This is a genomic window from Mesoterricola silvestris, from assembly GCF_030295405.1.
Taxonomy (GTDB): Bacteria; Acidobacteriota; Holophagae; order Holophagales; family Holophagaceae; genus Mesoterricola; species Mesoterricola silvestris.
In genome coordinates this window covers 1256054-1274794 of record NZ_AP027080.1, presented here as the reverse complement: position 1 = coordinate 1274794, position 18741 = coordinate 1256054, and the positions used below count along the sequence as shown (strand labels likewise).

15 protein-coding genes are annotated in these 18741 nt (G+C 71.9%); 3 read left to right on the top strand and 12 right to left on the bottom strand.

What is annotated here, in order from left to right; genetic code table 11:
- Window positions 1-151: 151 nt before the first annotated feature.
- From R2J76_RS05320 to R2J76_RS05290, 7 genes are all read right to left on the bottom strand, one after another.
- Window positions 152-835 (bottom strand): FecR domain-containing protein, encoded by a 684-nt coding sequence (locus R2J76_RS05320; RefSeq protein WP_316414768.1) that lies wholly within the window; start codon window positions 833-835, stop codon window positions 152-154.
- Entirely contained in the window at window positions 832-2202 is a 1371-nt protein-coding gene (locus R2J76_RS05315) for a sigma-54-dependent transcriptional regulator (RefSeq protein ID WP_316414767.1), read from the bottom strand. Before R2J76_RS05315 ends, R2J76_RS05320 begins: the two co-directional genes overlap by 4 nt.
- Before the next feature lie 7 nt (window positions 2203-2209).
- On the bottom strand, window positions 2210-3943 hold the full coding sequence (locus R2J76_RS05310) for a CHASE2 domain-containing protein (RefSeq protein WP_316414766.1): 1734 nt from the start codon (window positions 3941-3943) through the stop codon (window positions 2210-2212).
- Complete coding sequence (locus tag R2J76_RS05305) at window positions 3940-4662, bottom strand: hypothetical protein (RefSeq protein ID WP_316414765.1); 723 nt, start codon at window positions 4660-4662, stop codon at window positions 3940-3942. The genes R2J76_RS05310 and R2J76_RS05305 overlap by 4 nt, the downstream gene beginning before the upstream one ends.
- A 24-nt stretch (window positions 4663-4686) precedes the next feature.
- Window positions 4687-5454, bottom strand: a complete 768-nt coding sequence (locus tag R2J76_RS05300; RefSeq protein WP_316414764.1) for a hypothetical protein — start codon at window positions 5452-5454, stop codon at window positions 4687-4689.
- Between the two features lie 70 nt (window positions 5455-5524).
- A complete protein-coding gene (locus R2J76_RS05295; protein ID WP_316414763.1) occupies window positions 5525-6805 on the bottom strand; it encodes a sensor histidine kinase in 1281 nt (426 codons plus the stop codon).
- Window positions 6802-9906: a chemotaxis protein CheB gene (locus R2J76_RS05290; RefSeq protein WP_316414762.1), complete on the bottom strand. Its 3105-nt coding sequence runs from the start codon at window positions 9904-9906 to the stop codon at window positions 6802-6804. The genes R2J76_RS05295 and R2J76_RS05290 overlap by 4 nt, the downstream gene beginning before the upstream one ends.
- A 213-nt stretch (window positions 9907-10119) precedes the next feature.
- Between R2J76_RS05290 and R2J76_RS05285 the strand changes: the two genes are divergently transcribed.
- Window positions 10120-10332, top strand: a complete 213-nt coding sequence (locus R2J76_RS05285) for a DUF2795 domain-containing protein (RefSeq protein WP_316414761.1) — start codon at window positions 10120-10122, stop codon at window positions 10330-10332.
- A 55-nt stretch (window positions 10333-10387) separates the two neighbouring features.
- Here the strand turns inward: R2J76_RS05285 and R2J76_RS05280 are convergent, their stop codons facing one another.
- The 3 genes from R2J76_RS05280 to R2J76_RS05270 are packed head-to-tail and all read right to left on the bottom strand — an operon-like array spanning window position 10388 to window position 14281.
- Window positions 10388-10918: a response regulator transcription factor gene (locus R2J76_RS05280; protein WP_316414760.1), complete on the bottom strand. Its 531-nt coding sequence runs from the start codon at window positions 10916-10918 to the stop codon at window positions 10388-10390.
- Window positions 10911-12161, bottom strand: coding sequence for a sensor histidine kinase (locus R2J76_RS05275; RefSeq protein WP_316414759.1), 1251 nt, complete (start codon window positions 12159-12161; stop codon window positions 10911-10913). The genes R2J76_RS05280 and R2J76_RS05275 overlap by 8 nt, the downstream gene beginning before the upstream one ends.
- Before the next feature lie 26 nt (window positions 12162-12187).
- Window positions 12188-14281 carry a TonB-dependent copper receptor gene (locus R2J76_RS05270; RefSeq protein ID WP_316414758.1) on the bottom strand — a complete coding sequence of 698 codons (2094 nt, stop codon included), beginning with the start codon at window positions 14279-14281 and terminating at the stop codon, window positions 12188-12190.
- A gap of 259 nt (window positions 14282-14540) precedes the next feature.
- Here R2J76_RS05270 and R2J76_RS05265 point away from each other — a divergent pair, with 259 nt between their 5' ends.
- Window positions 14541-14687 carry a hypothetical protein gene (locus tag R2J76_RS05265; protein ID WP_316414757.1) on the top strand — a complete coding sequence of 49 codons (147 nt, stop codon included), beginning with the start codon at window positions 14541-14543 and terminating at the stop codon, window positions 14685-14687.
- 104 nt (window positions 14688-14791) lie between these two features.
- Window positions 14792-15130: an addiction module antidote protein gene (locus R2J76_RS05260; RefSeq protein WP_316414756.1), complete on the top strand. Its 339-nt coding sequence runs from the start codon at window positions 14792-14794 to the stop codon at window positions 15128-15130.
- Window positions 15131-15183: 53 nt separating this feature from the next.
- On the opposite strand, the gene R2J76_RS05255 is transcribed toward R2J76_RS05260, so the two are convergent.
- Window positions 15184-17529: an ABC transporter permease gene (locus R2J76_RS05255; protein ID WP_316414755.1), complete on the bottom strand. Its 2346-nt coding sequence runs from the start codon at window positions 17527-17529 to the stop codon at window positions 15184-15186.
- Window positions 17530-17787: 258 nt separating this feature from the next.
- Window positions 17788-18663 (bottom strand): LysR family transcriptional regulator, encoded by an 876-nt coding sequence (locus R2J76_RS05250; protein WP_316414754.1) that lies wholly within the window; start codon window positions 18661-18663, stop codon window positions 17788-17790.
- Between the last annotated feature and the right edge of the window lie 78 nt (window positions 18664-18741).

Below are 18741 nucleotides of genomic sequence, written 5' to 3'. Positions count from 1 at the left end.
AAGGGTGGATGCGGGAACCCGGCCTGCTGGGCCGGTGTCCCGGGCGTCTTCATCAAGAACCGCGCCAACCGCAAATCCGGCCCTTTCCCCGGGAATCCGGGTCATCCTGACCCGGTCCCCGGGCCCGGGCGCGTCCAAAGGACCCGGCGGATCAGTGGCGGCCGGGGTTGGCGTGGGGATTCCGGTTCGTGCTCGCCCCGGGCACCTTGGCCCCGGGCCCCAGGGCCTTGCCGGGGCGCTCCCCCTGGGCCCAGGCCCGCTCCTCGAAGCCCCGGGCGTTGCCGTGCTCCACCTCGGGCAGGGTGCCGGGGCCGAAGGTGGACCATTCGCCGGCCTTCACCAGGATCGGAGCGGGGTGGGGCCGCGTGGTCAGCACCTCCACCACCCCCTCGAACACCGTGAGGGTCGAGGTGCCGTCCCCGGCCACCTCCAGCCCGTACCGGGTGCCCCGCACGGCCAGCAGGGCCCCGGGCACGGCCACCTTGCGCTCCCGCCGGGAAGCGCCCACCAGGGCCTCGAAGGTGGCCAGGATCCGCCCCCGCTCCAGGCGGAGCAGCACCCCGGGCTCCCCCCCGGCCAGCTGCACCCGGGTGGAACCGTAGACCACGAAGCGGCTCCCCCACTCCGGGGCCGAAAGCACCGTTTCCGCCCACCAGCCGGTGCGCACCCCGTCCCCGGACCGGGCCGGGGCCCCGGCCACGGCCTTCACGGCCCGGTCCCGGTCACCGCCGGGCCACAGTTCCACGGAGCGCCGCACCTGGTCGAAGCGGTAGGCCACGTCGGGCGCCGGGGCCTGCAGCAGGGCGGCGAGGGCGGGAACCAGGATGGGGATCAAGGGGCGCCTCCTTCGGCATCGTCCGTATCCATGCAATCGGCAGGCCGGAGCTTGCGGGTGAGCGTTTTGCGCTCGATGCCCAGGATCCGGGCGGCCTCGGTCTTGTTGCCCCGGGCGTGGGCCAGCACGGCCAGGAGGTACATCCGCTCCATCTCCTCCAGGGGCACGAAGGGCGCCCCGAAGCTGGCCGGGGACAGCGCCGGCGCCCCCGGGGCCGGCCCGTCCCCCAGGATCCGGCCCAGGGCCGCGGCGTCCCCCAGGGCTCCGGTCTCGATGAGGAGGCGGCGCACCACGTGCCCCAGCTCCCGCACATTGCCCGGCCAGGGGTGGGCGGCCAGGGCCGCCAGCACCTCGCGGGAGGGGGGGCCGGCGGCGGGCAGGCCCAGCTCCCCCCGGAACCGCTCCTGGAAGTGCTGGACCAGGTCCGGCAGGTCCGAGAGCCGGTCCCGCAGGGCCGGCAGGCGGATCTCGAATCCGGCCAGGCGGTAGTAGAGGTCCTGCCGGAAGCTCCCCGCCGCCACCAGGGCCCTCAGATCCCGGTGGGTGGCCGCCACCACCCGCACCTTCACCGGATCGCCCTTTTCGGCCCCCAGGGGCTGCACGATGCCGTCCTCAAGGAAGCGCAGGAGCTTGACCTGGAAGACCGGGGAGATCTCCCCGATCTCGTCCAGGAACACCGTGCCGCCGTGGGCCAGGGCCAGGGCGCCGCGCCGGTCCCGCTGGGCGTCGGTGAAGGCCCCCCGGCGGTGGCCGAACAGTTCGCTTTCGATGAGGGTGTCGGGGATGGCCCCGCAGTGCACCGGCACGAAGGGTCCCTCCGGGTGGCCGCCGAAGCGGTGCAGGGCCCGGGCCACCAGTTCCTTGCCCGTGCCCGTTTCCCCCAGCACCAGGACCGGCACCGCCATGGCCGCCACCCGGCCGGTGGCCTTGTAGGCCTCCACCATGGCCGGGTGGGAACCCACCATCATGCTGGCCGGGCCCCGCTCCGGTTCCGCCCCGGCCTCCACGGCCCCCCCCAGGGCCGCCCGCACCCGCTCCAGCAGCACGTCCAGGTCGAAGGGCTTGGCGATGTAGTCGAAGACCCCCCCGTTCAGGGCCAGGGCCGTGGTCTCCATGCTGCCCCGAGCGGTCATGAGGATCATGGGCGGCGGCCCGGGAAGGGCCCGCACCTGCTCCAGCAGGTCCAGACCGGTGCCGCCGGGCAGGTACAGATCGCACACCACCAGGCCCGGCGGAGCGGCGTCCAGGGCCGCCCGGGCCTCCGGGAGGCCCGGGGCCCGGTCCACCCGGTACCCGCATTTCTCCAGGGCCAGGGCCACCATTTCCCGGATGGCCAGGTCATCGTCCACCACCAGGATCCGGGTCATGGAGTCCTCACAGGTTCCGCCCATCCACCATGAGCGGGAGTCTAGCACGGAACAGGGCGCCCCCGCCCGGAGCCTCGTCCGCCTCCACCTCGCCCCGGTGCCAGGCCAGGGCTTCCGCCACCAGGGCCAGCCCCAGGCCCAGGCCCGGCGCCCCGCCCTGCCCCCGGGCGAACCGTCCGAAGATGCGGGTCCGTTCCTCCGGCGGGATCCCCGGGCCCTGGTCCCGCACCTCCAGCACCGCCCAGTCGCCCTGGCGCCGCAGCCCGAGGCCCAGGGCCCCCCCGGGGGAGAACTTCAGGGCGTTGCCGGTGAGGTTGTCCAGCACCCGCTCCAGGAGGGCCGGGTCCCCCAGCACCCGGATCCCCGGCTCCAGGTCCGCGGTCACGTCCCGCCCGCTGCCCCCCCGGAGGATCTGGACCCGCCCGGCCACCAGGGCCGAAAGATCCAGGGGCTGCGCGCTGGTCTCGAAGGGCCGCAGGGCCAGGCGTTCCAGGTCCAGGAGGGCGTCCACCATCTGGGCCAGACGGGAGGATTCGTTCATCACCATGCGGGCCACCCGCTCCCGCTCCGGGCCGGAAAGCTCGAACTGGGCCAGGAGCTGGGCCAGGCCGCGCATGGACGTGAGGGGGGTCTTCAGCTCGTGGGCCACCACCCGCCGGGCCTCGGTGTCCTGGAGCCGGGCCCGGGCGAGGCCGGCCTGGAGGCGTTCCAGTTCCGCGATGCGGGCATCGGCCGCGCCCATGGCCCGGCGGGCCTGGCGGGCCCGGTCCAGGGCGGTGAGGGCCCCCGCGGCCAGCAGGCCCGCCAGGATCCCCAGGGGCGCCAGCTCCAGCCGGGCCCAGGCCAGGGCGGCGGCCGCCAGGGCCATGGGCGCGAGACCCAGGCCCAGGGCCACCCAGGCGCGGCGCCACCGGCCCAGGGCCAGCCCCAGGCCGAAGGTCAGCAGGGCCGTGAGCAGGGGCGGCGCCTGCCCCAGGAGATCGCCGGAAAGCACCGCCTCGGCGGAAAGGGCTTCGATCACCACCCCGGGATCCGGGGACCCCCCCGGGGACACGGGGGAAATGAAGCGGTCCCCCACCCCGGCCGCATTGATGCCCAGGAACACGACGCGGCCCCGGAGGGCGCCGGGCGCGCCGTCCAGCACCGCCGCGGCCCCCACCGCCGGCACGGGGCGGTGCCGGAACCCGGGGCGCAGGGTGGCCCCCACCGGCACGGGCCACCCGGGATCCCACAGCCGCGCGGCCGCCACGGGCAGGGCCGGCAGGGCCCTGCCCCCGATCTCCTTGGTGGCCGCGAAGCGCCGCACCACCCCGTCCCGGTCCAGATCGAAACTCACGTGGCCCGGGCGGGCGGCGCCCAGGCCCGGGGCGGGCAGCAGCCAGGCCCCAGTGTCGTCCACCCCCGCCGCCAGGGCGCTGGGGCCCCGGCCCAGGGCGCCCGCCAACCGATCGTCGCCCTCCCGGGCCCCGGGCAGCAGGATGTCCACCACCACCCCCCGGGCGCCGGCGTCCACGATCCGGTCCACCAGGACGGCCAGGGTCCCGCGGCCCAGGGGCCACGGGCCCAGGCGCCGCAGGGCCTCCTCGTCCACCAGGACCACCGCCACGTGGGCCGGGGTCCGGGCGGGCAGCGCCCGCAGGAGGAGGTCCCGGGTGAGGAGCTCCACCGGCCCCAGGGCGCCCGAAAGGTGCAGCACCAGGGTGGCCAGGGCGCCCAGGGCGGGCGGCAGGGCCCGGTTCACGGGAAGTAGAGGAGGCCCACCCCCAGGTTCGAATGGGGGGAACCGTCCGAGAGCCCGGCGGCCCAGGAGGCCCGCAGGGCGAACCGGGTGCCCAGGGCCCGGTACACATCCAGGGCCAGTTCCCGGGGCGAGGGCGTGCCGGGGTACGGGGCCGCCCGCGCGGCATAGCCCAGGGAGACCTTGGTGCGGCTGGCATACCAGGCCATGCCGCACCCGGCCGTGTACTGCCCGTTCCGCTGCCCAGGCCGGGGCTGGCTCTGGATCCAGCCCCCCTGGACCGTCACCTGGAAGCGGCCCCAGCGCTGGTTCAGGGCCAGGAAGGCCTCGGCGTCCCCCTGGCCCGTGCCCAGGTCCGCGTCCGGGTCGGCGGTGGGGAATTTCACCGCCAGGCCGGCATCGAAGGAGAAGCCCCCGGGTTCCGCCACCACCCGCCGCAGGCCCCGCACCAGCACATCCCCCAGGCCCGAGGCCCGGCGGCTCCCGCCGCTGGACCGGGTTTCCAGGCGCAGGGCGGGGACGGTCACGTCCAGGTACGCGCGGGACCAGGCATAGCCCACGGTGCCGTAGGCCAGGTCCACCCGTCCGGTGTCCGCCGTTCCGAAATCCCCGGAAAGGCGCCCGGCCCCCGCCTCCAGGTACCAGCCGCCGGCCTGCGCCCGGGCCGGCGCGAGGCTCGCCGCCATCAGGAGCACCAGGCACGCGTGGATCCGGTTCCGCAACGCAAAGCCCTCCCTGGGAGAACGCTACCAGCCCTGGGGCGCCTTGCCCAGGATCCGCTCCCGGAGGCCCTTGTCCCGGAGGCGCTCCCCGGTGCGGGCGGGGAACCCCGGGATGGCCTCCAGGTCCTCCAGGAGCTTTTGCACCGCCTTCTGCAGGGAGGCCTCCAACTGGATGGCCCGGTCCGACCGCTCCGCCTTGGGCCGTTCCTTGAGGAGGGATCGTCCGGACAGCACGTAGTAGGTTTCGGTCCAGAACGGCTTGGCCTCCCCCGGAAGGTACAGCCGGGCTTCCAGCACGGCGGGCGCCGAGAAGGACCCGAACAGGGCGCTCCCCCCGATCCAGAAGGCGCTTTCCTCCAGCAGTTCGTACCCGCCCAGCCCCACCGCCAGGCGGGTGTTGTGCATCACCAGGCCCGTGCCCACGCCCCAGGCCACGCCGGAGGCGATGCCGTAGAGGATGTACGAGGTGCGGATCTCCCCCAGGTCCGTCACCGCCAGCTCCAGCCGGTAGGGCGCGTCCTCCCGGAAGGCGATGCCGCAGGCCTGGGCCTCCTCCCGGAAGGCCCACTGGAGCCAGCGGCCGTGGGCATCCAAGGCCGCCCGCCGGGCCTCGGGGGTATTGGCCTCCCCGGGCCCCTGGGGCCTCAGGCGCTTGAGCTGCCGGCTGTGGTCCTCCACCGTGACCGCCCCCAGGCGGAGGCTGGGACCGCCCTCCCCGGGCCTCAGCTTCGTCAGGGGGGACGCGCAGGCCAGGGCGAGCAGGCACAGGCAGGGGATGACCATTCGTCGCATCGTGGGGTTCCATCTGAAAAGAAAGGAACGTCCACGTTCTCGTACTCCCGCCCCATCGCCAAGCCCGGCCCTATACCGAGCGAACAGCCGAGAAGTGCAGCCTCACGGTGGTGCCTTCGCCCAGGGCGCTTTCCAGTTCCATGCGGCCGTGGTGGGCCCGCATGGCGCCGTACACCAGGGAGAGCCCCAGGCCCGCGGCGTTGCGGTGGCGCCGGGTGGAAAAGAGGGGCTCGGCTGCCCGCTCCAGCACCTCCGGCGCCATGCCGGCGCCGGTGTCGCTCACTTCCAGGAGCACCGCGTCCTCGGTTTCGTTGCGGGTGGCCAGGCCCAGGGTCCCGCCGCCGGGCATGGCTTCCAGGGCGTTGGCGCAGAGGTGGATCAGGCAGGTGGCCAGGGCCGAGGGGTCGCCGGGAATGAGCCTCAGCCCCGGGTCCAGGTCGGGGGCGACCCGCACCGCCGCGCCCTGGCCCTTGAGCAGGGTCATTTCGTCGCACACCAGGGCGTTGAGATCGATGGATTGCACCGTGGCCAGCCGCTCCTTGGCGAACCCGGCCAGGCCCAGGGCGAAGCCCCGGCCCATGCGGCACAGTTCCCGGATGGCCTCCAGGTCCCGGGCCAGGGCGCTGCCGGGGGGCGCATGGACCATCTGGGACTCCACCAGGGAGCGGATGGAGGCCATGGCCCGGGTGGTCTCCTGGGAAAAGCGCCGGGCCAGCCCGGTGAGCCCCGCCATGCGCGGCTCCAGGCGGACCTGGGGGGCCGGGGCCCGCTCCGCCCCGGTCCCGTCCATTTCCAGCAGGTTCGCCAGCAGGGGCGCCTCCGGCTGCGCCCCCATGGGCCGGCGGAGGGCCACGGCCACCGGCACGAAACGCCCCCCCTGGCGCAGCCGCACCCGGCACTGGCGGGAAGCGCCCCCCTGCACGGACCAGGCCAGGCACTTGGCGTAGGCGCCATGGTCCTCCTGCTGCACGAACCGCCCCAGGGGCCGGTTCCGCAACTTGCGGGACGGCAGCTGCAGGAGATCCTCCGCGGCCAGATTGCTTTCCCGGATGATCCCCTTGCCGTCCAGCACCAGGGAGCCCAGGGGGGCGCAGTGGAACAGTTCGAAATAGTGCTCCCGGGTGGCCTCCAGGGCCCAGTGGGCCTGGCGCAGCTCCTCGTTCTGGGCCTGGGTCTCCAGGTGGGCCACGATCAGTTCGTTGATGAGGTCCTGGACGTTCTCGTCCTCCCCGGGAACCAGGCTCAGGGGCGGCGACCCCGGGGTGAGGCCTTCGGCGAAGGAACGCACCTCCGGCCAAGGGTCATGCTTGTTCGGTCTATCGAAATCCGGTGTCCATCCATACATGCTCATGGGGAAGGCTCCTCTCCCTGGGGTGCCGGCGGCCCGTCCTGGCGGGTCAGGACAACGCCATCCAGCGTGGTGGTGCAGATGCCCGACTCCCGCACCGGAATGCGGGCCTCCGGGGTCTGTTCGAAAATCACCCGGCCGAGGGTGGTGACCACCCGCCGGTCCGCGCCGGCGGCGTACGAGGTGCTCCAGGTTTCATCCCGGTCCGCGGGAAGCAGCCGCGCCCCCTCAGGGTGCAGCAGGGCCGAGAGTTCCTCCGCCGTGAACTCCCGTCCGGCGGCCAGGCCCAGCATGGCGCGCAGGTGGGCGGAAAGGAAGGTCCGGCCGGACTGGTGGTCGATGCGGAACACCCCGAAGCCCGCTTCGTTCAGGGCCGTGAGCTGGTTTTCCCAATCGCCCAGATCCGTCTCCACCTGCCTGCGGCAGCTGATGTCCACGCAGGTGACCACCACCCCGTCCTGGGCGGGATCCAGGGGGGGCGACGGCCGCAGGTGCAACAGGTACCATGCGCCCTTCCGGGCCTGCACTTCGAAATCCGCGCTGGCGCCCGTGGCCAGGACCCTCCGGATCTCCTCGTCCAGCTGGAACGGACCCACCAGGTTGGTGGACAAATGCTTCAGGGGCCGGCCCACGTCCCCCGGCACGAGGTTGATGAGCTGCGCCAGGGCGGGGGTGAAGCGCACGATGCGCAGCTGCCGGTCCACCACCAGGATCCCCACCCCGGTTCCGCTCAGGAGGCTGTTGATGTCGCTGTAGGCCTGGGACAGCTCCGCCACCTTGTTCTGAAGTTCGGCATTCACTGTGCCAAGCTCCTCGTTGACGGACTGGAGCTCCTCCTTGGAGGTCTCCAGCTCCTCGTTGGCGGAGGACATCTCCTCGTTGATGGACTGCAGTTCCTCGTTGGCGGAATTCAGTTCCTCGTTGGAGGTGGCCATTTCCTCCAGGGTCGTCTGGATGTAGGCGTCCTTGGTCCGCAGCTCGTCCTCCAGGGCCGCCACCAGGGCCTCCACGGGGGCCTGCGGGGGATCCGGCGGGGCTTCCCTGTCCCGATGGGCTTCCCAGCGGTGCTCCTCCTCCAGGACCACCAGGAAGTGGTCCGGCGAGGTCAGGAGGATGGGCGAGGGCGGCAGGGCCCGCACCGTGATGCCCACGCGCATGGGGGGGGCTCCCTCCGGGCGGAAGGGAACGGATCGGCGGCCCACCTGCCCCTTGTTCCGGGACGCTTCCTGGAAGGCGCTGAGCATGGCGCTCTTGAGGCCCGGCCGGGCCATGGCCAGCACATTGAAGGCCGCGTCCCCCTGGGCGGGTTCCAGGTAGGCGCCGCACCGCCCCAGGACGTGGAGGATGTCCCCCCGGTCATCCGTGAGCAGGGCGGACTGGAGGTAGTGGTTCACCAGGGCCTGTTCCAGCATGCTCCGGTACCCCAGGCGCGGATCCCCCAGGCGCAGAGGCCCCGCCCGGTCCTCCCCCCGGCCCCGGAGTCCCATCTCCCGGGCGGGCCGGTTCATGGGGGGGAGCTCCGGCACCCGCAGGATCCCCTCCCGCCGCCGGAAGAGCTTGTGCTTGCGGTGGACGGTCTGGAACATCGGCCCGTTCTCCCCCAGGGTCTCGGAGGAGCCCAGGAACAGGATGCCCCCCGCGTTGAGGGCGTAATGGAAGAGCGGGATGATCTTCCGCTGCAGGGAGACGTTCATGTAGATCATGACGTTCCGGCAGGTGATGAGATCCATCCTGGAAAGGGGCGGATCCTTGATGACGTCCTGCTCGGAAAAGACCAGCATGTCCCGGACGGACGGATTGACCAGCAGCGTGCCGTTCTCCAAGTCCCTGGTGAAGAACCGGGCCAGGAATTCCTCCGGGATATCCGGCACGTGGCAGGTGGCGTACACGCCCTTGCGGGCCGTGTCGATGGCCATCCTGTCGATGTCCGTGGCGAACACCTGCACCCGCAGGTTGAGCCGGTGCTCCTCCAGGTGGTGGCGGAGCAGGATGGCCAGGCTGTACGCTTCCTCCCCCGTGGAGCAGCCGCACACCCACACCCGCACCAGCCCCCCGGGCTCCCGGCCGTCCAGCAGGGCGGGGATGACGGTGCGGCGCAGTTCCAGGAAGGCCTCCCGGTCCCGGAAGAAAGCCGTCACCCCGATGAGCAGGTCGTGGAACAGCGCGTCCACCTCCTGGGGATCGGTCTTCAGGAAGTCCAGGTAGGCCTCCACCTTCTCCAGGCGGTGCAGCACCATGCGCCGCTCCAGGCGGCGCAGGACGGTGCTTTCCTTGTACTGGGAGAAGTCGTGGGTGGTGCGGTGCCGCAGCACCGCGACAACCTGGGGGAGCGCCTGCACCGCCGAGGGGGTGGCGGCCCGGCTGCGCCGGTCCCCGAAGGCGTGGTCCACGTAGTGCCGCAGGGCCCCCATCATCTGGTCCGGCGGCAACACGTAGTCCACCAGGCCGGTGGAGAGGGCGCTGCGGGGCATGCCGTCGAATTCGGTGGTGTCGGGGGCCTGCACCATCACCATGCCCCCCTCCCCCTTCACCATGCGCACCCCCTGGGTGCCGTCGCTGCCGGTGCCGGAAAGGATGATGCAAATGGCCCTTTCCCCCAGTTCCTCCGCCAGGGTGCGGAAGAAGAAATCGATGGTGGTGCGGATCCCCCGGGGCTGGGCCGGCAGGAAGAGCCGCAGGGCCCCGTCGTGCAGGGCCATGTCCCGGCCCGGGGGGATCACGTAGACGCAGTCGGGCTGAACCCGGATGCCGTCCACCGCCTCGTGCACCGAAAGCTCCGTGTACCGCGCCAGGAGGCTGGCCAGGATGCTGGCGTGGTCCGGCGCCAGGTGCTGCACCAGCACGAAGGCCATTCCCGCCTGCCCATCCGGAAGGCCCGAGAAGAAGGCCTCGAAGGCCCCCAGCCCCCCCGCCGAGGCGCCCAGGGCCACCAGGGGGAAATCCAGCTTGGGGGGCCGCTCCTTGGGCGCGCCGGGGGAGCCCACCTGGAGCACGTCGTGCAGTTCCTCATCGGTGAGCCCCGCCTCCCCGCCCCTCACGACGGCGTCCACCACGTCGGGCGGGATGCGCTTGGGGGTTCGGGTGCTTCGCGGGGCCTTGTGCATGGGCATCCATCCTGGCGGCGGCCCACGGGCTGCCCTTCGCCACAGAGCCATGGATGAGGGCTCCGGCCCAATGGTGCCCGCCTTCCATCCATGAATGCGCGGGCCCCGGCCGGGAACCAGGGTGGCGCCTCCCGCATGGTAGGGGCAGCGGCACGGGACTCCGGAATGGTTCCGGGAACGCACACCGGCCGCAGGCTTGCCCAGGAGGATGCCATGACCCGAGGCGTCGGCGGAGAATCTCCGTCCAACATCGCGCTCCATCTCAAAGGAATCGATTTCCCCTGTCAGAAGGGGGATCTCGTCGCCCACGTCAGGAAGGGGGACCCGGACCCGGCGGTCATGAAGGCCCTGGACGGCCTGCCCGACCGGAAATACACCACCATGGCCGACGTCATGGAGGGCTTCGGGGAGGAACAGCGCTCCTGATCCGGAACCCGGAAGGGGGGCCCGGCGGGTCCCCCTTTCCCGTCCCCCCGGCGGATCAGCGCGGCGGCCGGGTCCGGTCCAGCTTCCGCTGCAGGGAGCGGCGGTGCATGCCCAGGCGCCGGGCGGCCTCGGAGACATTGCCTTCGCAGTCCGCCAGCACCCGCTGGAGGTGTTCCCATTCCACCAGGTCCAGGGAGGGGGTGGACGCCTCCTCCGGGGCGCTGGGGCCGCCGGTGAAGGCGGCCAGGATGCGGTCCACGTCCGCGGGCTTGGTCAGGTAGTGGGCCGCGCCCAGGCGCACCGCCTCCAGGGCCGTGGCGATGCTGCCGTAGGCCGTGAGCACCACCACCCGGGTCTCCGGGTCCAGGCCCTTCAATTCCCGCACCAAGTCCAGGCCCGAGCCCCCGGGCATGCGGAGATCCACCAGGGCCCACTCGGGGCTCTCCTCCCGGGCCAGGGCCAGCGCCTCGGGAACGCAGGAGGCCGCCTGCACCTCCAGGCCGCGGCGGCGCAGGGCCGTGGCCAGGCGCTCCCGGAAGGGCGCGTCGTCCTCCGCCAGCAGCAGGGAGGGCCCGGGCTCAGCCATGGCCGGGCCACCGCATCCGGACCCGCGTGCCCGCGCCCGGGGAGGACTGGAGGGTCAGGCCGCCCCCCAGCTGCTCGGCGAAGGTGCGGGCCAGGAAGAGGCCCAGCCCCATGCCCTCCCCCGCCTCCTTCGTCGTGAAGAACGGATCCCCGGCCCGGGCCAGCACCTCCGGGGCCATGCCCCGGCCCCGGTCCACCACCTCCAGGTTCCAGGCCCCGGGCTCCTCCCAGGCCCGCACCAGGATCCCCCCCGGCTCCGGGCAGGCCTCCAGGGCGTTGGCCAGCAGGGCCCTCAGGGTCCTCACCAGCCCCTGCACCGGCAGCGGGCCGGCGGTCCCCGCCGGGACCTCGAACCGCACCTCCGGGGGGGCCTGGGCCGCCACCAGGGCCGCCACCTCCCCCCAGGCCACGGGCCTGGGATCCTCCCCGAACAGGGCGCCGCTGGGATCGGCCATCTGGTCCAGGATCCCCCGGCAGCGGTGCACCTCCCGGCGGATGAGGGCCGCGTCCCCGGCCAGGGCCTCCCCGGGCCGCCCCATGGCCTCCGCCTCCCGCTGGAGCTCCCCCGCCGCCACCGCGATGGTGCCCAGGGGCGAGCCCAGCTCGTGGGCCACCCCCGCCGCGAGGGTGGTGAGCGCGGCCAGCTTGGCGTGGCGGGCGTCCCGCTCCCGCAGCCGGGCCAGGTCCTCCTCCCGGGTCCGCAGGGCTTCGGTGACCTTGCCCACGAACATGGCGATGAGGCTGGCCGTGATGGCGAAGGCCACCCACATGCCCAGCAGATGGAGCGACATGCCCTGGCCCCCGTGGTCCATGTGGCCCAGGGCGTGCACGTGGACGTTCCAGAAGAAGAGGAGCCCGTAGCCCGAGGCGGCCAGGAGGGAGAGGCCCCAGGCCCACCCCCCCCGCATCACCACGGCGGCCAGGGTGATCTGCACCAGGTACAGGGCCGTGAAGGGATTGGCCGGGCCGCCGCTGCCGTACAGGAGCCCCGTGAGCAGAAGGATATCCAGGGCCAGGGCCGCGCCGGGCAGGTGCCGGGGCGGGGGTTCCGGCCGGCGCAGGAACCAGGCCAGGGCGGCATTGCTGGCGGCCCCCGCGGCCACCAGGCCCAGGAGCGCGGGCACCGGCAGGGCGCCGGGCAGCAGCCGCGCCGCCAGGAGGATCGCCGCGGCCTGGGCGGCCACGGTGATCCACCGCAGCCGCACAAGCCAGGCGTAGGACAGGCCTGGGATCGGATAGGTCATGGCCCCCATGCTCCTACGATCCGCCGTCAATGGCACGCCCCGAATGCATAGGCCAGCTTGACCCAGAGGTTCCGGCCCGGTTCCCCCACCCGGAGGGTCTGCGGGGCGTAGCCGGGAACCGCGGTCGCCCCGCGGCTGACGTGCTCGGCGTAAAGGCGGTTGGCGAGGTTGTCCACCCCGAAGGAAACCACGAGGCCGGGGGCCGCGTTCCAGGCCCCGTTGAGGGAGAGCACCCCGAATCCCCCCGTGGGCCCCAGGTCCTGGCCCACGATGGTGCCCTGGTTCACCGCCACCCGGTCCTGGCGCGCCACCCCCCGGGTCAGCAGGCCTGCCGACCAGGTGTCCCCCTGGTAGACGATTCCCAGGCGGGCCTCCAGGGGGGGAATCTGGGCCAGGGCCAGCCCATCGGTGCGGTTCCGCCCCCGCACGTAGGCCAGGCTCCCATCCAGGCGAAGCCCCCCGGCGAAGCGCACCATCCCGGTGGCCTCCCCGCCGTAGCTGGCGGCGTCCACGTTGCGGGTGACGGTCGCCGCGCGGGTCCCCATCATGCCGGCGGGTTTCATCACATTGGACTGGATCAGGATGTAATCCGAAACCCGGTTGGCGAACACCGAAAGGGAGCCCTGGAGGGGGCCCGCGCGGCGGATCCACCCCAGGTCCACCTGGGTGGTGCGCTCGGGCCGGGTGCCGAAGGCGCTGACCGAGGCCAGGCTCTCCTTGGCGATGGCCTCCCAGTAGTCCGGGAACCGCTCGGCCCGGCCGATCCCGGCGTACCAGGTGGCTTCCTCCGGCAGGCCCCGCTCGTACCGCAGGAACCCGCCGCCCAGGGTCTCCTTCCGCCGGGCGCCGGCGGTGGGATTGGGCGAGCTGCCCATCATGCCCGTGGACACCCGCGGCCGCGGATCCTCCGCCCGCCACCGGTCCACCCGCAGGCCCCCCACGACCCGGTCCGCCCCGGTGAACGCGTGGCGCGCCTCCCCGAAGAGGCCCGCGTTCCGGAACCGCGCATCGGCCACCCGGGGCATCCCCTCCTCGGGCATGGACCACTGCATCATGCTCATGCGCCCCGTGTGCTCGTTGCGCTGGGCATCCAGCCCCAGGGTGGCCAGGGTCGAGGCCCCCAGGCGCAGCTCCCCCGCCAGCCGCCCCCCCGTGGTGGTGCGATCGGGATTCATGGCAGAGGGCTCCGGGGCCATCACCGTGGGCGTGAAGGTCCGCAGGGAGTAGTTGTCCATGATGTGGTCCACGTAGTTCCGGAAGACCTGGAACTCCACCTTCTCCAGCCAGGACGCCACCCGGCGGAACTCCGCCCGGAAGCCGGCGTTCTCCCGCCGGAACCGGGTGCCGTCCACGCCCCGGTCGGCGTAGGCGGCCTCGCCGTCGCTGCGGGCCGTGGTCACCTCCAGGCGGGTGTCGTCCCCGGGGGTCCAGCCCAGGGCCAGGTTCGCGCTCCAGCGGGTGTGGAAGCTGTGCACGGAGGCCCCGCCCCCGTCCCGGAAATCCCCCGCGTGGGACCGGGTTCCCGTGCCCCGGACGACGATGTCCCGGTTCCCGCCGGTGACGTCCAGCACCTCGTCGTCGCGCCCGAAGCTCCCGCCCATGGCGCTGGCGTAGCCCTTCACGGAAGGCCCGGCGAGCCGCTCCCGGGTGCGCTCGAAAAGGACCGTCCCGGCCGAGTTGCCCGGGCCGTGGAGCACCGTCTGGGGCCCCTTCACCACCGTGATGCGGTCGAAGCTTTCCGGGAAGACGTAGGCCGTGGGAGGGTCCATCCTCCCGCCGCACCCGCCCAGGATCTGCTCCCCGTCCAGGAGCAGGAGCAGCCTCGACCCGGCCATGCCCCGCAGCACCGGATCCCCGTCACTGCCCCCCTTGCGCACGACGGAAAAGCCCGGCACGGTCCTCAGGCCATCCGCTCCGTCCTGGGCGGGCACCGGCTGGCGCGCCCCCCGGGGATCCAGGACCGTCACCAGCGGTTCCGAGGGCAGCGGCGCCGTCACCTCCACCACCGCCGAGGGCGTCTCCCGGACCTTCCCCTCCTTCGGCCCCTCCGGCGCCCCCCCCGCCATCACCGGCAGGGAAGCCGCCACCATCCAGAACCCGCCCACGCGCCCCACGCCCACGGAAACCTCCAGGAGGGCCCGACTCCACCCTCGAAACAAGACTCGAACTGTCACGTTTCCTCAACCCTACCTCCTCCCGCCCCCCCCGTCCCTGCGGCAAAATGACGCAGGGGCGCGCCCTTCCGGGCGCCCCCGGGACCCTGCCATGCTCTCCCCCGCACCCCGGAGTCCCCATGCCCCTTCCCTGGCTCGCCCTTCCCCTCATCGCCCTGGCCACCCCTCAGCCCGCCCCCACGAACTGGTCTGCCCCACCTGCCCCATGAAGGTGGACACCAAGAGCCCCACCGTCGCCGTCCGCGGCCGGAGCTACCGCGTGTGCTGCGCCAACTGCGGCAAGGACCTGGAACGGAATCCGGACAAGTATCTGGAGAAGGACGGGACCCCGAAGAACGCCAAGGGGAAGTGAGGGCGGGCCCCTGACGGATTCTGAAAAACCTGCATCTTCCCCTTGCGGTTTGTATCCTATGGGATACATTACGTCATGAGAGAGGTTCTCGGGAGAGTCCTGACATGGCCACCGCCAAAGCTTCCACGGTTCCCGCTCTGGACCCGGCGAAGGTCCGTGCACGCACTCGCCCCTACGATGCCGCCCGCTATCTCCAAAACGATGAGCAGATCGCAGCCTACCTTGAAGCTGCTCTCGAGGACGGAGACCCGAAGGTCATTCTTCAGGCCATTGGCACCATTGCCCGCGCGAAGGGCATGTCAGAAATAGCTCGAAAGGCGGGCCTTGGCCGAGAATCGCTCTACAAGGCGTTGTCCGAGGATGGAAATCCAGAAATGATCACGTTCCTCAAGGTAGTCCGGGCTCTGGGGTTGTCTCTCCACGCAGCACCCACAAGCGCCTGATTCAGAAGGACGAAGCCGCGGTCTTCGGATCCGGATCGGCCTGGAGGGGGAACCTACTCGGCCCGCAAGGATTCCGCGGGGCGGATTCCCAGCACCTGGAGGGCGGGAAGGGTGCCGGCGGCAAACCCCGCCAGGGCCAGGAGGACCGCTGCGCCCCCCAACATGGCGGGATCGGCGGGATCCGTTCCGGGGAACTGGTACTGGAGGACCCGGCCCAGCCCCCATGCGAGGCCCATGCCCAGGGCCAGGCCCGGCGCCAGGATCCGGGCCAGGTCCCCCAGGACGTGGCGCACCAGGTGCCAGGGGCCGGCCCCCAGCGCCATGCGGATGCCCCAGTCCCGCCGCCGCCGGGCCGCGGTCTCCGCGAGGGTTCCCGCCAATCCGACCCCGGCCAGCACGGTGGCCAGTACGGCCGCGACCAGGGCCTGCCGGGACAGGAGCCGGGGTTGTTCGTATTCCCGGCTGGCCAGGTTTTCCAGGCGGTTGATGGACTGGATCCGGATGGAGGGATCCAGGCGCGTGAGGATGGATGCCAGGGGGCCGCCCAGGGCCCCCGTGGAAAGGCGCGTTCTCAGGTAGAGCCCCGGGAACCCAGGCAGGTCCTTGGCGATGGGGGCGTAAAGGGCCGGGACGGGGGCCCGGGCCAAGCGGCTCATGCGCGCCTCCCCCACCACCCCGACCACGGTCAGGGGCGGCCGGCCCCCCCCCGGGAGGCTCACGCGCCGGCCCAGGGGATCGGCGCCGGGCCACGCGCGTTCAGCGAAGGATCGGCTCACCATGCATGCGTCCTGGTCGCCGGCTTCCAGATCCCTCCCGGCCAGGAGCGCAAGCCCGAGGGTGGCCAGGTTGCCGCCACCCGTGCGGTGGTAGTCCGCATGGAGGGTCCCGGAGCCGCCCTCCGGCAGGAGATCCTCGCCGTTCCCCTGGTCCACCAGGGGCCACGAACTGGACAGGGCCGCCGCCTTCACGCCGGGGATGGCCTCGGCCTCCCGCACCAACTGGCGCTGGAGGGCCTCGTCCATTCCCCGGTCGCTCCGCAAGCAGGCCACGGCCAGGTCCTTGTAGGCGTAGCCGAGATCCGTCCGCCGCAGCCGCTCCAGGGCCCGAAGGGCCATCCCCGCCCCACAAAGCAGGGCCATGGCCAGAGCCACCTGGAAGATGGCCATGCCGCCCCGGAGCCGGCGGCTGCGCCGGGTGGCCGTGCTCGTGCCCCCTTCCTGCAGGGCCAGGGCGGGATCCGTCCGGGTGGCCCATCGCATGGGCAGGGCCGAGATCCCGGCCAGGGCCAGGATGAGGGCCGCGATCAGGGCCGGCAGGTTGAGCACCCGTCCCAGGGGCGGCAGATCCAGGAGGCCGGCTGCCCGGAGCCCCGCCAGGAGCGGCACCGCGAGGCCCAAGGAGGCCAGGACCAGGAGGGCCGCCTCGGTCAGGATGATGGACCCCATGCCCAGGAGGCCCGAGCCCAGGGCGGTGCGGATCCCCCATTCCCGCATGCGGGCCAGGTTCCTGGCCAGAAGGAGGTGGGCGGCGTTGGCGCATGCCAGGAGCAGGACGAGGCCTCCCGCCGCCAGCGTCAGGGCCAGGGCGGGCGCTTCCTGGGCCCGCCACTGGGCCACCAGGCCCCTCGCCTTGAGGCCCCAGGAACGATCGCCGGCGGGCCGGGTCGGTCCCAGGGACGGGGCGACCCGGTCCAGTTCCGACTGGAGGCCCGCCAGCCTTCCCCCCTGGGACAACCGTCCGAAAACCCAGCAGACCCCGCCGCCGGGAATCCGTCCGCCCGGCTCGAAAGCCAACGGTTTGAAGGCCACCATATCACCCAGGAACCACGGCTTGCGCCGCTGCGGGGCCAGGACGCCGACGATCGCGTGGGGCACGCCATCCAGGTTCAGGGTCCGCCCCAGCACCGCGGGATCGCCCCCGTACCGCCGCATCCAGAACCGGTGCTCCAGGATCACCGTCCGGTCCGCCCCCAGTCTGGATTCCCCGGGCTCGACGTCCCGGCCCAGGAGCAGCGGAATCCCCATCGTGGAAAAGAACCCGTCCGTCACCAGGGCGATCCTCACCGGCGCCTTCCCTTCGGGAAGGTCCGCCTCGGGAAACGCGTCCCGGCAGGCGCCGAGGCTCTCCGTCGCCTTCAGTTCCCTGCGGAGGGTCCAGAAATCGGAGCCCTTCATGGGCCTGATGAAGGTGCTGCCCTCGGGACCCTCCGCCGAAACGGTCACGATCCGTTCGGAATCCCGGAAGTCGAAGGGGCGCCCCAGGATGTCCCAAGCCGGCCCGAAGGCGGCCAGCGCGGCCGCCAAACCGAGGCTGAGGGTCAGGCAGGACGCCACCACGAAACCCGGGGCCCGGGCCAGGGACCGAAGACTCTGCGTCAGGCTGAAGTGAAGCGTCGGCATGCGGATAACCCCGGGGAAGGTTCCAGGACAGCAAGAAGGGAGCCAAACACCATCACCTGCAATATTAATACTTCAATCCATATTGATCGCCCTTGGATCCCGGAAATGGAACAAGGGGATCCCATCATCGGCACGCGGCCTTCCGCACGATGGAACCCGGTCGTTCCCGAAGCCCCATGGAGCCGGACCTGGGAGGAAGTTTTCAGGAATACGGATGGGGCCGCGGAAAGCAATTGAGGCTCAAAGCCAGTGGCTTTTCTAGGTCTTGCCATCCACGACATCGAGCCAGGCCTTGGCGGCGGGAGGAAGGAAGCCGTCGCGCCGCCAGATCAGGGCCATATGCCATTGAATCGAGGGCCCTCCGATCCGAATGCAGCGCGTCGCGGGGTTTGGCATCTGTGAGGCGATCATTCGAGGCAGGAAGGCCACGCCGAGCTTGGCGGCGACCAGCGCCATGACGAAGCCGACCTGGCTGGTCTGGGCGATGACCTTCGGCGTGAAATGATTCCGGCGGCAGGCGTCGAGGATGATGGGATTGAGGGCGAACCCGGGGGCATAGAGAATGACCGGCTCCTCGGCCACATCCTTGAAATGGACGCTTTTCGCCTCGGCGAACAGGTGATCCGCCGCGACCAGGAGATCGATCGGTTCCCGCCGCAGTTCCTTCCAGGCGAACACCTCCGGGACCGGCAGGAGCGAGGCGGCGACCTCCAGTTCGCCCGCAAGCACCAATTCCTCCAGTTTCTTGCTGCCATGTTCCGTCAGCTGGACCTCGATCCCGGGATAACGCCTGCGGAATTCAGCCAAGGGCTTGGCAAACAAGACATCACTGCCCACGAACGGAACTCCGAGCCGCAGCACGCCCCGTTTCACGTTCCGGAGTTCGTCCAACTCGGCCCTGAGGTCGTCGGCCTGGGCCAACAGGGTTGTCGCCCGCCGGTGCATCACCTCCCCTGCGGCGGTGAGTTTGATCCCCCTCGGGAGGCGCTCCAGCAGCGCCTGTCCAAATTCGTCCTCCAATTGCTTGACCGCTTTGCTGAGGGTGGATTGCGAGGCATGGACGACCGCCGCGGCCCGGGAAAATCCGCCATGCCGGACAACGTCGACGAACATGCGCAGCGGTTGCAGCTCCATTGTTATTCCCCTTTGGAATAAGACAAATTCATTATATTCACTTCCGGAATATCAACCGGAAACCTAACCTTCCAGACA